Origin of the sequence: Ensifer canadensis (assembly GCF_017488845.2) — a bacterium.
Lineage (GTDB): Bacteria > Pseudomonadota > Alphaproteobacteria > Rhizobiales > Rhizobiaceae > Ensifer > Ensifer canadensis.
This window is the reverse complement of the sequence record NZ_CP083371.1, coordinates 420,953-439,056: the sequence shown is the minus strand read 5'-3', so window position 1 is coordinate 439,056 and position 18,104 is coordinate 420,953. Positions and strand designations below refer to the sequence as shown.

Below are 18,104 nucleotides of genomic sequence, written 5' to 3'. Positions count from 1 at the left end.
TCAGCGTCCCACCTTCAAATGCATCCCACGACAATAGACCGCGGTCACCCAAACACAACCGGGAATAGGCCTGGCGCGGGGAACCGTCACCGCGGCGTAAACGGATCGCTAAAGCAGACGCGAAGGAGCAGGTCATCGCATTGACTCATGTCAATTGGGCTCAAGACAGGCATTGCCATTTGACAAAAGACGATTGAAAAAATCAAAAGTAAAAAGCTGATATTGACAGATGTCGATCATCGTGTGATTTTTGTCGAAATCGATGGCGGCAAAATCGCCATCGCAGCGTGGGAGGACACCATGCAACCGCTTTTGAAGGTTGAAGGACTGAAGAAATCATTCGGGGGCGTTGCTGCATTGCGCGACGGCCGCCTGGAGCTTCAAGCCGGCTCCGTTCATGCGCTTTGCGGCGGCAATGGCGCCGGAAAGTCGACGTTTCTGTCGATCCTGATGGGCATCCAGCAGCGCGACGGTGGCACAATCTGGCGCCGCGGCAAGGAAGTGCACTACGGCAACCCCGCCGAAGCGCTCGCCTCCGGCATCGCCATCATCGAGCAGGAACTGAGCCCCGTCCCGCATATGACGGTCGCCGAAAACATCTATCTCGGCCGCGAGCCCTCGGGGCGCTTCGGCGGCATCGACTTCAAGAAGATGAACCGGGATGCCCAGCAACTGCTGGATCGGCTCGAATTCGGCATCCGTGCAACCCAGACGATGATGACCCTTTCGGTTGCGCAGATGCAGCTGGTCGAGATCGCCAAGGCTTTCAGCCATGAAGCCGAAGTCATCTTCATGGACGAGCCGACATCGGCGATCGGCGAGAAGGAAGCTCAGCACCTCTTCGCTGCGGTTGCCCGCCTCAAGGCCGAAGGCAAGGGCGTCGTCTACGTCTCGCACCGGCTGTCGGAGATCTTCCAGATTGCCGACAGCTACACTGTCTTTCGCGATGGCGGCTATGTCGGCAGCGGCCTGCTCGCCGATATCGACCGCCCGGGCCTGATCAAGATGATTGTCGGGCGCGAACTTGGCGAAGAATATATCAAGACCAACGACCCGACCGACGAGATCGGCCTGGAGGTTTCGGGCCTGACGCTGCCGGGCAAAATCGAGGACATCTCGTTTTCGGTGCGCAGGGGCGAAATCTTCGGCATCTACGGGCTGATGGGCTCCGGCCGCACGGAAATCTTCAACTGCCTGTTCGGCCTCGATCGCCCGTCGCAAGGCGACGTCAGGCTCGAAGGTGAACCGGTCAACGTCACCAAGCCAGCCGACGCGATGGCCAGCGGCATCGCCTTCGTCACCGAAGACAGGAAAGTGAGCGGCCTCAACCTTGCAGACAGCGTTCGCGGCAACATCTGCCTTGCAAGCCTCCCGGAGATGAGCCCGAGCTTCGTCATGAAGCGCCGGGACGAGGCCGCGGCAAGCGCCCAGATGATCGCCCGGTTCGGCATCAAGGCCGCCCGCGACACGATGCCGGTCTCGGGCCTTTCGGGCGGAAACCAGCAGAAGGTGGTGCTCGGCAAATGGTTCCTGCGCCAGCCGAGATTGCTCTTGCTCGATGAGCCGACCCGCGGCGTCGACGTCGGTGCCAAGCGCGAAATCTACCGCATCATCTGCGACTTCACCGCGGCCGGTGGCACCGTTGTCATGATTTCCTCGGAGATCGACGAGGTGCTCGGCATGTCCGATCGCATCCTGGTCATGCGCCAGGGAAAATCCGCCGGCATCTATGACCGCCGGGCGACCGACGCCCGTTCGCTCGTCCACCTGTCGACCTGAACCACCCGCGAGATCGACGCCAGAAGCGCTTGTCCGACATCAAAGGGGCCTGAGAACCGTGTCCAATATCGAAAACAAATCGTCCAGCAGCTGGTTCAATGCCGAAAACCGCGGCACGATGATCCAGGAATACGGCATCTTTCTCGCCTTCCTGCTGTTGGCGTTCATCCTTTCGCTCTCCAACGAATATTTCCTGACGCCGGGCAACATTTCGAACGTGCTGCTGCAGACGTCGATCAACGGCGTGCTCGCCATCGGCATGACCTTCGTCATCCTGACGCGCGGCATCGATCTTTCCGTCGGCTCGGTCGTGGCCCTTGCCGGCATGGTGAGCGCCAGCTTCGCGACGACCTCGGCGACGGCAGGCATCGCCGGCGCGCCCTACCCTTTCTTCATCGCATTGGCGATCGGCATTCTCGTCGGCGTCGCCTGCGGTATCATCGTCGGCTTCATCGTCTCGCGCTTCTCTGTTCCGGCCTTCGTCGCCACGCTCGGCATGCTGTCTGCGGCGCGCGGCATGACGCTGATCTATGGCGGCGGCAAGCCGGTGCCGGCGCTGACGCCGGAATTCCGTTGGATCGGAACGGGCAACATCCTCGGCATCCCGATGCCGGTCATCCTGCTGGCGATCGTCTTCCTGGCCTCCTGGTGGATCCTGACCCGCACGCGCTTCGGCCGCTACATCTACGCCGTCGGCGGCAACCCGCATGCGGCCAAAACCTCGGGCATCAATGTCACTCGCATTCGCTTCCTCGTCTACGTCATTTCCGGCGGTCTTTCGGGCCTTGCAGGCATGATGCTCTCTGCCAGGACGGGCTCGGCCCTGCCGCAGGCCGGCATCGCCTATGAACTCGACGCAATCGCCGCGGTCGTGATCGGCGGCACCAGCCTTTCGGGCGGCGTCGGCCGGGTGACGGGAACGCTGATCGGCGCGCTGATCATCGGCGTAATGAACAACGGCCTCGATCTGATGGGCATCCAATCCTACTACCAGCAGGTCCTCAAGGGCGCGCTGATCGTCGGCGCCGTGATGCTCGACCAGAAACGCAATCAGGGTCTTTGACCCCTAAGAGATTGGCCGCCGAGCGGCTGCCATGAACCAATCCGTGCGCCATGAAGGTCGCGGAAACCACAATATGGAGGAGTAGCATGAAGAAACTCGTGATCGCCCTGGCTTCCGCCACGGCCCTCTTCGCGTCATCAGCCGTCGCGCAGGAAAAGCTCAAGATCGGTGCAGCGCCCTACGGACTCAATGCCGAATTCATGCAGATCTGGTCGGCGGCGCTTGAAGAGCACCCCGCCGTCAAGAGTGGCGAAGTCGAACTGACCGTGTTTGACGGTCGCTACGACGCGCTGGTCCAGCAGGAACAGTTCAACACGATGATCACGCAGAAGTTCAACGCGATCATCTTCGTGCCGATCGACATCGAGGCCGGCGCAACCGCCGTTCAGGCGGCGCATGATGCCGGGATCCCGGTCGTCGGATCCAACACCCGCGTCAACTCCGACCTCTTGACCGCCTATGTCGGCTCCGACGACACCGTCTCCGGCTACATGGAAGCCAAGACCGTGCTCGACAAGATCGGCTGCAAGGGCAACGTCGTCATTATCGAAGGCCCGATCGGCCAGTCGGCGCAGATCTCCCGCCTCGAGGGCAACAAGAAGGCGCTTGCCGAGTGCCCTGACGTCAAAGTTCTCGAGCAGCAGACGGCCAACTGGTCGCGCGCCGAAGCCCAGACCCTGATGGAAAACTGGCTGACGGCCCATTCAGGCCAGATCAACGGCGTCATCGGCCAGAACGACGAGATGGCGCTCGGCGCGATCGAAGCGATCAAGTCGGCCGGCCTCAAGGTCGACGACTTCGCCATTGCCGGCATCGACGGCGTGACCGATGCCCTGACGGCCGTCAAGGAAGGCACGATGACCTCGATCCTGCAGGATGCCCGCGCGCAGGCACAGGGCGCGCTCGACCTCGCGATCTTCCAGGCGAAAAAGGGTGACTACAAGCCACAGTCGGACATCTGGGCGCAGTATCCGGACATGCCGTTCAACGACGGCAAGGACAAGGAATACAACGTTCCGTGGACGCCGGTCACGACCGAAAACGTCGACAAGCTGCTCGAAGCCCGCAAGTAACGCCAACTCAAGCGGGGCGGCCTGCCCGCCCCGCTTTCCAACCGCCGAGGGAAAACGACATGACCGAGACCACACCGCAGATCGACCTCAATTTCCCGCTGACGGGCAAGGTTGCCCTCGTCACCGGCGGTGCCTCCGGCATCGGCGCGGCGATTGCCAGCGCCTTTGCCGCCAAGGGCGCGAAAGTGGCGGTGCTCGACATCAACGAGGATGTCGCGCGCACAAAAGCCGAGGCTCTCGGGGCTGATGCAAGACCCTTCGTCTGCGACGTCTCGGACCCAGCCTCGGTCAATGCGGCCGTGTCGGGCGTGGTCGCCGCTTTCGGCGGCATCGACATCGCCGTCAACAGCGCCGGCGTAGCGCTTCTGGCGCCTGCCGAAGAGCTGTCGCTCGACTACTGGGACAAGACCATCGCCATCAACCTCAAGGGCAGCTTCCTCGTCACCCAGGCCGTCGGCCGGGCGATGATCGCCGCCGGCAAGGGCGGCAAGATCATCAACCTCGCCTCGCAGGCCGGTACCGTCGCGATCGAAGACCATGTCGCCTATTGCGCCTCGAAGTTCGGCGTCATCGGCATGTCGAAGACCTTTGCGGCCGAATGGGGCAAACACGGCATCTCCGTCAACACCATCTCGCCGACCATCGTCCTGACCGAACTCGGCAAGAAGGCCTGGAGCGGCGAAAAGGGCGAAGCCGCCAAGAAGCGCATTCCGGCCGGCCGTTTCGCCTATCCCGAGGAAATCGCGGCCGCTGCCGTGTTCCTGTCGTCGGCGGGAGCCGACATGATCAACGGCGCCGATCTCTTGATCGACGGCGGCTACACCATTCTCTGACGACGCACGACCCCATCTACAGGAGACACCATGCAAAGGTTCATCAACAATCCCGACGAGGTGGTCGAGGACACCGTCAAGGGCTTCGTCAAGGCGCACTCCGACATCGTGCGCCTGGCTGACAACCCGCGCGTGGTCGTCGCCAAGGGCGCACCGGTTGCCGGCAAGGTCGGCGTCGTCACCGGCGGCGGTTCCGGCCACGAACCTGCCTTCATCGGCTACACCGGCCGCAACATGCTGGACGCGGTCGCCGTCGGCGAACTCTTTTCGTCGCCGACCGCCAAGAGCTTCCATGATGCCATCCGTGAAGCGAATGGCGGCAAGGGCGTCGTCTGCCTCTATGGCAACTACGCCGGCGACAACATGAACGTGAAGATGGCGATGAAGCTCGCCGCCAAGGACGGCATCGACGTCCTGACCGTCGTTGCCAATGACGACGTCTGCTCGGCACCGCCGGAGGAGCGCGAGAAGCGCCGCGGCGTGGCCGGCGAAATCTTCATGTGGAAGATCGGCGGTGCCAAGGCGGCTGAAGGCGCAAGCCTCGAGGAGGTGCGTGCAACCGCGCAGAAGGCCATCGACAATTGCCGTTCGATCGGCGTCGGTCTCGGGCCATGCACGCTTCCGGCGGTCGGCCATCCGAACTTTCAGATCGAGCCCGGCACGATGGAAGTCGGTATCGGTCATCACGGCGAACCGGGCGTACGCGTCGAAGCGCTGAAGACCGCCGACGACGTCGCCAAGGACATGTGCCAGATCGTGCTCGACGATCACAACCTGGCGTCAGGTACCGAGGTCGCGGTGCTGGTCTCTGGTCTCGGCGCAACGCCGCTCAACGAACTCTATATCCTGAATGACACGATCGAGAAGGAAATCACCGGTCGCGGTCTTCGCATCTACCGGACCTATATCGGCAACTACTTCACCTCGCTGGAAATGGTCGGCGCCACGCTGACCGTGCTGGCGCTCGACGACGAACTCAAGGCGCTCCTCGACGTCGAGGTTCGCTGCACCACCATCCTGTGACGAAAGAGGCGCATCATGCAGACGTTTAGCAACGCCAACTCAGGCGCGATCGTGCTGTCGCTCGCAGAGCGCATCATCGAGAACCGCGCCTATCTGAGCGAGATCGACGGCAAGATTGGCGACGGCGACCACGGCGTCAACATGGCCAAGGGCTTCGGCATGGCCGCCGATCGGCTGAAGGGCAAGGAGGCAACCTTGTCCGAGGCGCTGGATACGCTCGGAACCGTGCTGATGACCGAGATCGGCGGATCCATGGGCCCGCTCTACGGGGTGATGTTCACCGAGTTCGCCGAAAAGCTCGACGGTGTGCCTGCCATCGATGCGGCAACCTATAGCCTCATGCTGCATGCCGGCCTCGAGGGCATCCAGTCGATCGGCTCGGCCAAGGTCGGAGACAAGACGCTGATCGACACGCTCGTTCCGGCCGTGGAAGCCTTTGACGGTGCGACCGCGAGCGGCAAACCGTTCGACGAGGCGCTCGATGCGCTTGTTTCCGCAGCCGAAGCTGGCCGCGATTCGACCCGCGACCTCGTCGCCAAGATCGGCCGCGCCAGCCGGCTCGGCGAGCGCTCGCTCGGCGTGCTCGACGCCGGTGCGACCTCCTGCGCGATCATCCTGAAGGAACTTTCGCTGGGCGCACGCGCACGCCTGACGTAACCCCTGCCGAAGGCGACGGCACGGTTCCGTGCCTTCGCCAGACACCTTCGCCTCCCAAGGCCGGTGCGATCCCGCTCAAAAACAGCGGGATCGCACACCGCGACGACAGTCATACCAGCTGCTGGTGCCGGCCGGCACAGATGGCTGAATGCGCGACATTCCAAATCTGCTGTATAAACCTGCACTTCGATCAGACCCGACCTAAGGAACGGTGCAGTAAGGTTGCAAAAGCACGACGTTGCTTCCATGTTCACCAACCAAAACAGGGAACGAACGCAACCAGATGACATCGAAGACATCCTCACCACGCAAGGGCGGTGCGAGCAGGAGCGGCGCGACCGATACGTCGGACGCCATCCCCCTGCGCTATGGTGACGATCCCTATGTCTGGGCCTGCTGGCTCTACTACGAAGACGGAATGACCCAGGGCGAGATCGCCGATGCGATGGGCGTCTCGCGTGCGACCGTCAACAGCTACCTCGCCGAAGCCCGGGAAAAGGGCATCGTCAACATCTCGCTCGAGCCGGCGCGTCTTGCGTCGCTCACGATCGCCCAGGAACTCAAGCGCCATTTCGGCCTCGCCGACTGTCTCGTCGTTCCAAGCGACGACAACGCCCGGCCGCTGATCGACCGGCTCGGCGTGGCCGGCGCAATGGCGTTGCAGAAGCTGGTGAAATCCGGCGACACGCTGGCGGTCTCCTGGGGACGCACGGTGATGTCGGTGGGTGAGCATGCCGATGTGCATGCGCTCCAGGACGCGACCGTGGTGCAGGCGACCGGCGGCACGACGGCGGCGTTCTCCTATACGCCGGAGCTCTGCGCCGCTTCGATCGCCCGTGCGATCTCTGCGCGCTGCGTCGGCATAACCGCGCCGGCGATCGTCAAGTCGCCGGAATTGCGGCAGATGCTGCTCGACGAGCCGCTGCTGCAGGAACAATTCGCCACGCTGGCACAGGCGAACCGCATCCTCTTCGGCATCTCGTCGCTGCGCCCTAACTCGACCATCCATACCAGCGGTTTCTTCGAATCGGTCTCGCTGCAACACTATCTCGCAGCCGGCGCCGTCGGCGTCGTCGCCGGACGGTTCATCGACGAGCGCGGACGGCCCGTCGCGGGACCACTCGACGACAGGACAGTTGGGATTTCGCTCGACATGCTACGCCGGATCGGCACGCGCATTGCCGTTGCCGGCGGCTTCGACAAGGTTCCGGCGCTGCTTGCGGCGCTGCGCGGTGGTTACGCCAACGTGCTGATTACCGACGCGGCGACCGGTCACGGCATCCTCAGGGCAGACGGCGTCACCGGCCTCGACACGAGGATCTCGCAGCGGCCGAAGCTTGCCCAGACGCCCAGCTCCTACCGCACCCACGTCAAGAAGTTCCTCAACAACCCCAATGAGGTTGTCGAGGAGATGCTCGACGGCGTCGTCAGGGCACACCGGGACTATATCGAGCCGATCAACGGTTCGCATCGCGCGCTCGTTGCCAAGACCGGACCGCGGCCGGGCAAGGTCGGCCTCGTCATCGGCGGCGGCACCGGCCATGAACCCTGTTTCCTCGGTTATGTCGGCAAGGGCCTCGCCGACGCCGTGGCGGTCGGCAACATCTTCTCCTCGCCGCCGCCTGATCCGATCGTCCAATGTGCGGTTGCCGCATCGGGCGGCGAGGGCGTGCTTTTCGTCTATGGCAACTACGCCGGTGACGTGATGAACTTCGAGATGGCAGCCGAGATCGCCGAGGAAAAGGGCATCAAGGTCCGTACCGTCCTGACCACGGACGATATCGCCTCCTCGCCGATCGAGGATCGCGAGGGTCGGCGCGGCGTTGCCGGCAATTTCTTCATCTTCAAGATCGCCGGTGCGGCCTGCGATCGGGGACTTTCGCTCGACGCCTGCGAGGCCGTGACCAGGAAGGCGAACCTTCGCACGTATACGGTCGGCGTTGCGCTCGAGCCCTGCTCGATGCCGCAGACCCGACGCCACAATTTCGAGATCGGCCCCGACGACATGGAAATCGGCATGGGCATCCACGGCGAGCCCGGCGTGACCCGCGAGCACATCAAGCCGGCCGACGACATCACCGATGCGATCATGGACAACATCTTCAAGGAGATGAAAGCTTCGGCCGGAGATCGTGTCGCCGTGCTCATCAATTCGTTCGGCGCGACGCCGCTGATGGAACTCTACATCCTTTACCGGCGGGTTGCGCAGCGCCTTGCCGCCAAGAACATAGAGATTGAAGCCAACTGGATCGGCCATTATTGCACGTCTCTCGATATGGTCGGTGCATCGATCTCGATCCTCCATCTCGACCAGGAACTGACCGATCTGCTGCATCACCCTTGCGAAACGGCTTTTCTGCGTATCAATTAGCATTCCGTCAGGGACCCATGGTCAAGCATGGGTACCGGGCGTTCTGGGAGGACAGTGATGTCGGAAAATGCGGCGCGCCGCTTGGTCAGCATGTTTCAGGCGATCTCCGAGGCCGTGGAAGCCGAAAAGGATCATCTGTCGGAGCTTGACGGCGCCATTGGCGATGCCGATCACGGCACGACGATGTCGCTCGGCTTCCTGGCGGTGAAGGCCGGACTGGCCAAGCTCGACCTCGACCATGCCCAGATCTCCGACGTCATGGCGACGGCGGCGGGCGCTTTCCTCAATGCCGTCGGCGCCTCGACCGGACCGCTCTATGCCACGGCCTTTCGCCGCGCCGCACAAGCCGTCGCCGGCAAGACGGATCTCGATCTCGCCACCTGCGCCGCCATCATCGATGCCATGGGTTCGGGGATGCGCGAGCGCGGCAAGGGACAACGCGGCGACAAGACGATGCTCGACGCCTGGCTGCCGGCAGCCGATGCCGCCGCAGCAGCCCTTGCAGACAACAAGGGAGCTGACGGTTTCTGGCGCGACGTTGTCGCTTCGGCCGAGGCCGGCGCCAACGCGACGCGCTCGATGATCGCTACAAAGGGACGCGCCGCAAGGGTGCGCGAGCGCTCGCTTGGTCATGTCGATCCCGGAGCCGCCTCGTCCGTCGTGATCCTGCGCGCCATGGAATCTTCGCTCAACAGGGCGGCCTAGCGCGCGGCGCCGACCAACAGCCGCAACCGAGGTTCGGGAGTAACGCGAACCTGTGTTCGCGAGTAACGCGCACGTGATGCCGCTGTTTGGACAAAATTTACCATCACATGCCAAGGCTGGTGAGCAGTGGGGATGTCCGGCGTTCAAGTTTTATTGAACTGCCGACAGACGAAAGCCAGCGGCAAGCGCTTGCAGCTAAAGCCGCTAGAGGTTTTATGGTCCGGTCGCCATTTCAAGGAGCCCGCATGCGGCGCATAACGAGACACCTTCTTTCCCTTTCGCCCGCAAACGCCGGCGAATTCCTGGGCAAGACGAAGCCCGCCCGGCGCGCCGCGATGGCCGCGACGATCGCCATCGCCCTTTCCGGCTGCATGTCAGCCTTTGACGAAGTTCGTGCGCCGCCGCCGATCCCGGCGAAACTGATCGGCGCCATGGCCAAGAACGGCTCCAAGCCGGAAAGCCCGGTGCTCGTTCGCATCTTCAAGCAGGAAAGCGAACTCGAGATCTGGAAACAGAACAAATCCGGGCAGTATGCGCTCCTCAAAACCTATCCGATGTGCCGTTGGTCTGGAAAGCTTGGGCCGAAGACCAAGGCGGGCGACCGCCAGGCGCCGGAAGGGTTTTACCACGTGTCCGCCCGCATGCTGAATCCGAAGTCGCAATTCTATCTGTCGTTCAATCTCGGCTACCCCAACCGGCTCGAGCAGGCTCTCGGCTACACCGGTGAGGCGCTGATGGTGCATGGTGCCTGTTCGTCATCCGGTTGCTACGCGCTGACGGACCAGGGGGTCGGAGAAATCTATCCCGTCGTCCAGCGCGCGCTCGCGGGCGGTCAGGGGCAATTCCAGGTGCAGGCCTATCCGTTCCGCATGACGGCAACGAATATGGCGCGGAACAGCGGTGACCCGAACTTCAATTTCTGGAAGAACATCAAACAAGGCTACGACATCTTTGAAGCGACGAAGCGCCAGCCGAAGGTTTCGGTCTGTGGCGGTCGTTACGTCTTCAACACCGACTTTGCCAACGGCGAGCCGACCGACCCGCTTGGCGCCTGCCCTGCGACCACGGCAACATCGGACGCCGGGCTGATGGCAAGGCTGCAAACGGAAGACGCCAAGGTCGCGGGCATAGTCGCCAATCAGACGCCCGCTCCGGTGAATTCCTATGTCGATGGCGGCATGCATCCAAGCTTCCGGACGCTGCTTGAGAAAAACGGCGCTGAAAAGCTGGCCGCCAAGATCTCGGGAACTAAATACCCCATTAGCCGACCGGACGCGGCGCTGGCAGATCCCTATGCCGGCCTGTGATCGGTGGCGGCGGGAGATGAGCAGCGCTAGATGCGCCATTCCCCCGGTAGTCACCGAACACAGGTAATTGAGGTTCCCCATGCCGCAACGTGACGTCTGCCGCCGATCCTTCCTCAAGCTTTCCGCCGGCATGGCGGTGCTCGGTTTGGCGGGGTGCGGCTCGACGCGCGAGCGGGTTGCACAGCAATACGCCCCGGCGCCGGAACCGGTGCCCGCCGCCAACACCGTGCTCTCCGAGATGTATGGCGAACGGCCGGGAGAAACCTATCCTCTGCCGGCGATCCCTTACGAAAAGATCGACCCGCGATATTACAGGCAGATGGTGCCCGATCCGACGGGCGAGCGGCCCGGCACTTTGGTTGTCGATGTCGGCAACCATTTCCTCTATCGCGTCTATGAGAACGGCCAGGCGATGCGCTACGGCGTCGGCCTCGGCCGGGCCGGCTTCGCCTGGGCCGGTCGCGGCGTCATCCAGTACAAGCGGCCTTGGCCGCGCTGGAAACCGCCGAACGAAATGGTCGCACGCCAGCCGGAACTGCAGCAGTACAGCATCGAGGCCGGCGGCATGGAGCCGGGGTTGAAGAACCCGCTTGGCGCCCGCGCGATGTATATCTTCCAGAACGGGGAAGATACGCTTTACCGCATCCATGGCTCCCCGGAATGGTGGACCATCGGCCAGTCGGTGTCGTCGGGGTGCGTGCGCATGATCAACCAGGACGTCGTCGATCTCTATGACCGCGTGCCGAACGGCACGCCGGTCGTGGTGACGGACCTTTCGGGCGGCGGAATGGCGGCGCAAACACCGGCCCAGCCGCAGGACAATCTCCTGCCTGGCGAAGGCGGCATCCCCGGCGCACCCCCGCCGATTTATTAGGACCGGCGATGTCGACCGTGGGAGCATTCAACGCTCCCACGGTCGACAGCTGGCCTCAGATGACGAGCAGCGGCGTCTTTCCCCGGACGCGATTATAGAGGTCGATTGCGTCCTGCTGCAGCATCCGCACGCAACCGGCCGAAGCGTTCTTGCCGATCGAGCGCCACTGCGGCGACCCATGGATGCGGTAGAGCGTATCCTGGCCATCCTGGAAGATATACATCGCCCGCGCGCCGAGCGGATTGCTGAGGCCCGGATCCATGCCGCCCGCCTCGATGCCATATTTCTTCAGGTGCGGCTGGCGCGCGACCATGTCGTCCGGCACCGTCCAACGCGGCCACTTGCGCTTCCAGTGCACGACCGCCCTGCCCTTCCAGGCGCGTCCCTGTGCGCCAAGACCGACGCCATAGCGGATCGCCTTGCCGCCGGGCAGCACCCAGTAGAGGAACATCTTCTGCGTATCGACGACGATCGAATAGGCCGGCTCGTTGGTCGCATAGGCGACCTCCTGCCGCAGGAATTCCGGCTTTATCGCATCGAACTGCACCCCCGGAACATCATAGCCCTCGTCCTTGACCGGACCGTAGATCTGGGCGTAATCGAGCTTTGGCGGCGGCTCATCCTTGCGCTCAAGCTCGATCGGGGCCTTCTCTGGCGGGGTGATGACGTCCTTGCTGGTCTTATCGGCGGCATTTGGCTCGAGACCGGGCTTGGGGACCTGTGTGCAGGCGCTCAAAATAGAGCTTGCGACCACTGCAAGCAGTGATCGGCGGGACAATTGAAAAGACACTTTTTTATTCCGGGTTGGATGTATGCGAGGAGAGAGTTGTGGCTGTTGGTCCCATTCGTGACCGAAATGTGGTCAAAGCCGATCTCTTTGGTGGATGATCCTCGCCAGTCGCTCGCCGCCAACTGAGTGTTGCAAAATTCACCCGGTCGGGCGCGAGCGGGGAGTCAACTTGACGGCAGACGGAAGCGGCAAGTCGCGTTCAGCCTAGCAGTTGGTCTAAAGCATATCGCGCAAAAGTGCGCAGCGGTTTTGCGATGACGACATGCACAAAAACAAGAGCTTAAAGCGCGCAAGCGAATCCTGGAAATCGCGACGCGCTTTAGGTGAAAGCGTCCTTCCGCAGCACACTCTCGGCCTGCTCCGAGCTCATCTCGAACACTTTTCTGCCTATCTCGAACCCGAAACCGTTGCGAGCGAATGCGGACAGCTCCTTGGCCTTGCGCTTGTCGTTGAGCTCGCCGCGGCGGAAGGGGCCGAAAGCGCGCTTGCGAGCAAAGACCACGGCAGCAAACAGATCGTCGGTCTCCTCCAGCGCCACGGCGGCGGTTTCCCTGTCGATGCCCTTCGCCGAAAGCCTCTGCGCAATCGCCCGTTTCGACTTCCCGCTGCGCACCGCCGACTGCGTGCTGAGCTGCGCATAATCCGCGTCGTTCAGGGCATTCAGATCATAGGCGAACTTGACCGCGAACTCGGCAACGGCCTTGAGCTGCTGCTGGCTGATATCCTCGAACTTCTGTCGCGCCTTCCGGGTGATGGCGTCGAACAACTGTTTCTCCGTCATCATCTGTCGTTCGAGGCGATAGACCGCCGAATTGCGCGCCCAGGACAGCATGCGCGCGGTCGGCGCGTCGGAGGGCGGCGTGTCAGAAGGCGGATCGTCGGCTTGTAGATCGTTTGATGTCACAGGGTGGGCGGGCTCTTTTGGGATGCGCTTGATGGGCGATATTTCGCCCACAGAGATAGCCGCAAACGTGGCGCTTCGGTAGTCGCCACGGGCGGGATTGATTGCGGTAACGCTAGCCCGGCATTTTGCGACCGGAAACCGATGGGCATTTCAGCCATTGCCAACCGGGCCTTTGCAATGTGATCTGCGGCTGATATGTTCCTAATTCGTTCCCCGTCGTGAATCTCTCATATCGAGCGCGGGGATGCCTCGGCGTCGCCCGCAGGGCCGAGCAATCGGTGCCAGCGTTCAGCGCGAGAGGTAGAATCGGCAGAGACTTACCGGGGACTTCGGCGTGGCGGCGGCCTATCTGGAAAAATTGAATGATCGACAGCGCGATGCCGTCGAATTTGGCGTAACCGCACCCGGCGAAACGATTGCAGGGCCACTCCTGATCATCGCCGGCGCCGGGTCGGGCAAAACGAATACGCTCGCCCATCGTGTTGCCCACCTCATCGTCAATGGCGCCGACCCCCGCCGCATCCTGCTGATGACGTTTTCGCGCCGTGCGGCCTCCGAAATGGCGCGACGGGTCGAGCGCATCTGCGCCCAGGTGCTTGGGGCAAACGCCACTGTTGCCACCGATGCGCTCACCTGGGCCGGAACATTCCACGGCATCGGCGCGCGCCTGCTGCGCATCTATGCCGAGCAAATCGGCTTGAATGTCGATTTCACGATCCATGACCGGGAAGACAGTGCCGACCTGATGAACCTTGTCCGGCATGAGCTCGGCCTCTCGAAGACCGAGAGCCGCTTCCCGACCAAGGGCACCTGCCTGTCGATCTACTCGCGGGCGGTCAACTCCGAGACGCCGCTGAGCGAGGTCTTGCGCGCGCACTATCCCTGGGTTTCCGGTTGGGAGGAGCAGTTGAAGCAGCTGTTTTCCTGTTATGTCGAGGCAAAGCAGACGCAGAACGTGCTCGATTACGACGACCTGCTGCTCTACTGGGCGCAGACCGTCAGCGTGCCGGAACTGGCCGAGGACATCGGCAACCGTTTCGACCATGTGCTGGTCGACGAATATCAGGATACCAACCGGCTTCAATCATCCGTGCTGATGGCGTTGAAGCCAGGCGGCAGGGGCCTGACGGTCGTGGGCGACGATGCCCAGTCGATCTATTCGTTCCGGGCAGCGACAGTGCGCAACATCCTGGATTTTCCGGGCGAGTTCACCCCTCCGGCCGACGTCATCACGCTTGATCGAAACTATCGTTCCACCCAGACGATCCTTGCCGCTGCCAACGGCGTCATCGATCTCGCCCGGGAACGCTTCACCAAGAACCTCTGGACCGAGCGGCAGTCGGCGGAAAGGCCCAAGCTGCTGGCGGTCGCGGATGAAGCCGACCAGGCGCGCTATATCGTCGAGAAGGTTCTGGAGAACCGAGAGATCGGCATGACGCTGAAGCAGCAGGCGGTGCTGTTTCGCTCGTCGAACCACAGCGGGCCGCTCGAGGTGGAGCTGACCCGGCGCAATATCCCCTTCGTGAAATTTGGCGGGCTGAAGTTTCTCGACAGCGCCCATGTCAAGGACATGCTGGCGGTGCTCAGGTTTGCGCAGAACCCGCGGGATCGGGTCGCCGGCTTTCGCCTGCTGCACATGATCCCCGGTGTCGGCCCGCAGACGGCCGGCAAGATCCTTGACGCGATCGCCGCCGACCCGGAACCGCTGGCAGCCCTCGGGGAGATCCCCGCCCCGCCGCGGTCCGGCGACAACTGGCGGGATTTCGTCACCCTGATCGAGGGGCTACGCAAACAGGCAGGCGGCTGGCCGGGTGAAATTGCCCAGGCACGCGAATGGTACGAGCCGCATCTCGACCGCATCCACGAGGACGCGGACACCAGAAAGGCCGACCTCCTGCAACTGGAGCAGATCGCCGGCGGCTATCCGAGCCGGGAACGCTTCCTGACCGAACTGACGCTCGATCCGCCTGATGCGACCAGCGACCAGGCCGGCGTGCCGCTGCTTGACGAGGACTATCTGATCCTTTCGACGATCCATTCGGCCAAGGGGCAGGAATGGCGCTCGGTCTTCATGCTCAATGTCGTCGACGGCTGCATCCCCTCCGATCTTGGCGTCGGCACCACGCATGAGATCGAAGAGGAGCGCCGGCTGCTCTACGTCGGCATGACACGGGCAAAGGACAGCCTGACGCTGATCACCCCACAGCGGTTCTTCACGAGCGGCCAGCATGCGCAGGGCGATCGCCACGTCTACGCCTCGCGCACGCGGTTCATTCCGGCAACGCTCCTGCAGTTCTTCGAGACGGCATCCTGGCCGGTGGTCAGCGCCTCAGCGTCCGAGCGCAGCGCCAGGCAGATCCGCATCGATGTGGGCGCGCGCATGCGGACCATGTGGAAGTAAGGAGCGGCACGTGGCCGAGCCTAGCGACACCGTGATCGGAAGACAGACTACAGCCGATGCGTCGGGAACGGAGCGGCAGCGCAAGATCATCCATATCGATATGGACGCCTTCTATGCTTCGGTCGAACAGCGCGACAATCCGGAGCTGCGCGGCAAGCCGGTGGCTGTCGGCGGCGCGGCTGCGCGAGGTGTCGTTGCCGCCGCAAGTTACGAGGCACGCAAGTTCGGCGTCCATTCCGCCATGCCATCCGTCACTGCGAAGCGAAAATGCCCCGATCTCATCTTCGTCAAGCCGCGCTTCGACGTCTATCGCGCCGTGTCGCAGCAGATCCGCGAGATTTTTGCCGAATATACGCCTGTCATCGAACCCCTGTCGCTCGATGAGGCCTATCTCGACGTGACCGACAATCTGAAGGGCATGGAGATCGCGACCGAGATCGCCGAGGAGATCCGCGCGAAGATCAAGGCAACGACGAACCTGACGGCCTCGGCCGGCGTCAGCTACAACAAGTTCCTCGCCAAGATGGCGAGCGACCAGCGAAAGCCGGACGGGCTGTTCGTCATCACGCCCAAGAACGGGCCGGCTTTCGTCGAAGCGCTTCCAGTGAAAAAGTTCCATGGCGTCGGGCCGGCAACGGCCGAGCGGATGAAGCGGCTGGGCATCGAAACCGGCTTCGACCTGCGACAACAGACCCTGGCGTTCCTGCAGGAGCATTTCGGCAAATCCGGCCCGTACTTCTACGGCATCGCCCGCGGCATTGACGAGCGACGGGTGCAGCCCGACCGGGTGCGCAAATCGGTTGGTGCGGAAGACACATTCGTCGAGGATATTTTCGAGTTCGAACCGGCATGTGCCGAGTTGCTGCCATTGGCCGACAAAGTCTGGCGATACTGCGAGGCGCAGGGGATCAGCGGAAAGACGGTGACCGTCAAGGTGAAGTACTCAGACTTTACCCAGGCGACACGCAGCAGGACGCTCGGCACACCGGTCGCAGGAGCGTCCGAGATCCTTGAGGTTGCGGTTTCGCTGCTGGTATCGGTCCATCCGTTCAAGCGCGGCGTACGCCTGCTGGGGGTCACGCTATCGTCGCTCAATGGCAACGAGGAAGAAGCCCGCTCGCAGCTGGAACTTTCTTTCTGAAGATTATCCCATGCCAAAAGAAAAAGCCTGCCGCGGGAGGAGGTGCGGCAGGCTTTCAAAAGAATTGAATGGCAACCGGGAGGAGGAGTGTCGCCATTCCGGCAAGCGCTCGTTGGGAGGAGGAGAAAGCACTTGCACACTCGAAGTCCTGCGGGAGGAGATGCATCGCTTCGATGAGTTGACTATACAAGAAACCTACCGATTTCGTAGATCTGACTTCGCAGACCAGCCATGCGTGGAGCGCCGGTCAGGCGGCTCAGCGCACCTTGAAGCGGTCGAAGGCTGTCAGCCGCACCATCGGCGGATCGGCCTCGTTCCAGCGATAGATTTCGGTTCTGAGGTAGCGCAGCTCCTCGTCCAGCCCCTCTTCGCCGATCTCGATCCACCAGGATTTTGGGCGCCCATCGCTGCCGTCGGACCAGCGATAGCCGCGGCCCTTCAGGTGGTCCTTCATTTCGAAGGGGCTGTTTTCCGCATAGAGGCGAACGCGTGATCGCTGGCTTGCCGCGTAGAGCTCGGCAAAAGGTGTCTCTTGCGTATCATCGGCTGGGCCCGCAATCACCTCGAGCAGGGCAAAACAATCGTCGACGGCGCGGTGGCCGTCGTGGAAATATCCCGCCTGGCCGATGAGGTAGCCGAGCTTCGTGCCCTCGAAGCCGCGGTCGCTCCAGCCGATCTCGGAGACCGAGCAGGCCCAGGCCTTCTTCTCGAAGATCGGCGAAAAAGCTTCGCAAAACGGCCGGTCGAACCCGGCATTGTGGGCGATGATCAGATCGGCGCGCTCAATGATCGCCTGAAGCCGGGCAACATCGATGGTTTCGCCGGCGACCATTTCGTCGGTAATGCCGGTGATGCGCGTGATCTCGGCTGGAATGGAGCCGCTCGGCTGCCGCAGACCGCCATAGACGTCGATCACGTCGCCGATGGCCCCGTGAGCGTCAAAGGTGAACGCAATGACGCCGATCTCGATGATCTCGTCCTTGCGATGGTTGAGGCCGGTGGTCTCGGTGTCGAGGATGACGCCGACGAGCGGAAACTCGGCGCGCGGCGCGGCCACGACGGGGCGCGGCTCCAGCTTTTGCAGAACGCGGTAGCGACCCGTCGCCTCCAGATGATCGACCATGGCGCCGGCGCTCATGCCGGCAGCCGCGCGTGAGGACGCGCGCTTGGAGCGTGCGCCCTT

General features: G+C 62.7%; 15 protein-coding genes. 12 read left to right on the top strand and 3 right to left on the bottom strand.

The genetic code is table 11. The features are described 5' to 3' along the window. The first annotated feature begins 300 nt into the window (after positions 1-300). The 10 genes from J3R84_RS21660 (at position 301) to J3R84_RS21615 (ending at position 11,685) form a co-directional block, all read left to right on the top strand. Complete coding sequence (locus tag J3R84_RS21660) at positions 301-1,779, top strand: sugar ABC transporter ATP-binding protein (protein ID WP_057210108.1); 1,479 nt, start codon at positions 301-303, stop codon at positions 1,777-1,779. A gap of 58 nt (positions 1,780-1,837) precedes the next feature. Continuing rightward, the gene (locus J3R84_RS21655) at positions 1,838-2,842 is read left to right on the top strand and encodes an ABC transporter permease (RefSeq protein WP_025429351.1); all 1,005 of its coding nucleotides are present in this window, start codon (positions 1,838-1,840) and stop codon (positions 2,840-2,842) included. A gap of 86 nt (positions 2,843-2,928) precedes the next feature. After that, a complete protein-coding gene (locus tag J3R84_RS21650; RefSeq protein ID WP_025429352.1) occupies positions 2,929-3,915 on the top strand; it encodes a substrate-binding domain-containing protein in 987 nt (328 codons plus the stop codon). Between the two features lie 59 nt (positions 3,916-3,974). Next, complete coding sequence (locus J3R84_RS21645) at positions 3,975-4,748, top strand: SDR family oxidoreductase (protein WP_025429353.1); 774 nt, start codon at positions 3,975-3,977, stop codon at positions 4,746-4,748. Positions 4,749-4,778: 30 nt separating this feature from the next. Beyond that, positions 4,779-5,771 carry a dihydroxyacetone kinase subunit DhaK gene (locus J3R84_RS21640; protein ID WP_025429354.1) on the top strand — a complete coding sequence of 331 codons (993 nt, stop codon included), beginning with the start codon at positions 4,779-4,781 and terminating at the stop codon, positions 5,769-5,771. Between the two features lie 15 nt (positions 5,772-5,786). Further along, the gene (dhaL, locus tag J3R84_RS21635; RefSeq protein WP_025429355.1) at positions 5,787-6,428 is read left to right on the top strand and encodes a dihydroxyacetone kinase subunit DhaL; all 642 of its coding nucleotides are present in this window, start codon (positions 5,787-5,789) and stop codon (positions 6,426-6,428) included. A 283-nt stretch (positions 6,429-6,711) separates the two neighbouring features. Continuing rightward, on the top strand, positions 6,712-8,799 hold the full coding sequence (locus J3R84_RS21630) for a bifunctional sugar-binding transcriptional regulator/dihydroxyacetone kinase subunit DhaK (RefSeq protein WP_081788964.1): 2,088 nt from the start codon (positions 6,712-6,714) through the stop codon (positions 8,797-8,799). Between the two features lie 57 nt (positions 8,800-8,856). Further along, positions 8,857-9,504 (top strand): dihydroxyacetone kinase subunit DhaL, encoded by a 648-nt coding sequence (dhaL, locus tag J3R84_RS21625; protein WP_203527756.1) that lies wholly within the window; start codon positions 8,857-8,859, stop codon positions 9,502-9,504. A gap of 335 nt (positions 9,505-9,839) precedes the next feature. Continuing rightward, positions 9,840-10,811, top strand: a complete 972-nt coding sequence (locus J3R84_RS21620) for a L,D-transpeptidase family protein (protein WP_057210110.1) — start codon at positions 9,840-9,842, stop codon at positions 10,809-10,811. 79 nt (positions 10,812-10,890) lie between these two features. Beyond that, a complete protein-coding gene (locus J3R84_RS21615) occupies positions 10,891-11,685 on the top strand; it encodes a L,D-transpeptidase (RefSeq protein WP_025429358.1) in 795 nt (264 codons plus the stop codon). A gap of 55 nt (positions 11,686-11,740) precedes the next feature. Here the strand turns inward: J3R84_RS21615 and J3R84_RS21610 are convergent, their stop codons facing one another. Continuing rightward, a complete protein-coding gene (locus tag J3R84_RS21610; RefSeq protein ID WP_057209928.1) occupies positions 11,741-12,475 on the bottom strand; it encodes a L,D-transpeptidase in 735 nt (244 codons plus the stop codon). A 319-nt stretch (positions 12,476-12,794) separates the two neighbouring features. Beyond that, complete coding sequence (recX, locus tag J3R84_RS21605; RefSeq protein WP_203527909.1) at positions 12,795-13,307, bottom strand: recombination regulator RecX; 513 nt, start codon at positions 13,305-13,307, stop codon at positions 12,795-12,797. Between the two features lie 406 nt (positions 13,308-13,713). Between recX and J3R84_RS21600 the strand changes: the two genes are divergently transcribed. After that, complete coding sequence (locus J3R84_RS21600) at positions 13,714-15,780, top strand: ATP-dependent helicase (RefSeq protein ID WP_025429361.1); 2,067 nt, start codon at positions 13,714-13,716, stop codon at positions 15,778-15,780. 34 nt (positions 15,781-15,814) lie between these two features. Next, positions 15,815-16,921 (top strand): DNA polymerase IV, encoded by a 1,107-nt coding sequence (gene dinB, locus J3R84_RS21595; protein WP_057210114.1) that lies wholly within the window; start codon positions 15,815-15,817, stop codon positions 16,919-16,921. A gap of 256 nt (positions 16,922-17,177) precedes the next feature. On the opposite strand, the gene J3R84_RS21590 is transcribed toward dinB, so the two are convergent. Further along, the gene (locus J3R84_RS21590) at positions 17,178-18,059 is read right to left on the bottom strand and encodes a 3'-5' exonuclease (RefSeq protein ID WP_239637595.1); all 882 of its coding nucleotides are present in this window, start codon (positions 18,057-18,059) and stop codon (positions 17,178-17,180) included. Between the last annotated feature and the right edge of the window lie 45 nt (positions 18,060-18,104).

Excerpts from the sequence above, each read along its gene's own strand:
- dhaL (WP_203527756.1), top strand. The coding sequence starts at position 8,857 with ATGTCGGAAAATGCGGCGCGCCGCTTGGTCAGCATGTTTCAGGCGATC.
- J3R84_RS21615 (WP_025429358.1), top strand. The coding sequence starts at position 10,891 with ATGCCGCAACGTGACGTCTGCCGCCGATCCTTCCTCAAGCTTTCCGCC.
- recX (WP_203527909.1), bottom strand. The coding sequence starts at position 13,307 with ATGCTGTCCTGGGCGCGCAATTCGGCGGTCTATCGCCTCGAACGACAG.
- J3R84_RS21630 (WP_081788964.1), top strand. The coding sequence starts at position 6,712 with ATGACATCGAAGACATCCTCACCACGCAAGGGCGGTGCGAGCAGGAGC.
- J3R84_RS21660 (WP_057210108.1), top strand. The coding sequence starts at position 301 with ATGCAACCGCTTTTGAAGGTTGAAGGACTGAAGAAATCATTCGGGGGC.
- J3R84_RS21590 (WP_239637595.1), bottom strand. The coding sequence starts at position 18,059 with ATGAGCGCCGGCGCCATGGTCGATCATCTGGAGGCGACGGGTCGCTAC.
- J3R84_RS21640 (WP_025429354.1), top strand. The coding sequence starts at position 4,779 with ATGCAAAGGTTCATCAACAATCCCGACGAGGTGGTCGAGGACACCGTC.
- dhaL (WP_025429355.1), top strand. The coding sequence starts at position 5,787 with ATGCAGACGTTTAGCAACGCCAACTCAGGCGCGATCGTGCTGTCGCTC.
- J3R84_RS21645 (WP_025429353.1), top strand. The coding sequence starts at position 3,975 with ATGACCGAGACCACACCGCAGATCGACCTCAATTTCCCGCTGACGGGC.
- J3R84_RS21620 (WP_057210110.1), top strand. The coding sequence starts at position 9,840 with ATGGCCGCGACGATCGCCATCGCCCTTTCCGGCTGCATGTCAGCCTTT.
- J3R84_RS21650 (WP_025429352.1), top strand. The coding sequence starts at position 2,929 with ATGAAGAAACTCGTGATCGCCCTGGCTTCCGCCACGGCCCTCTTCGCG.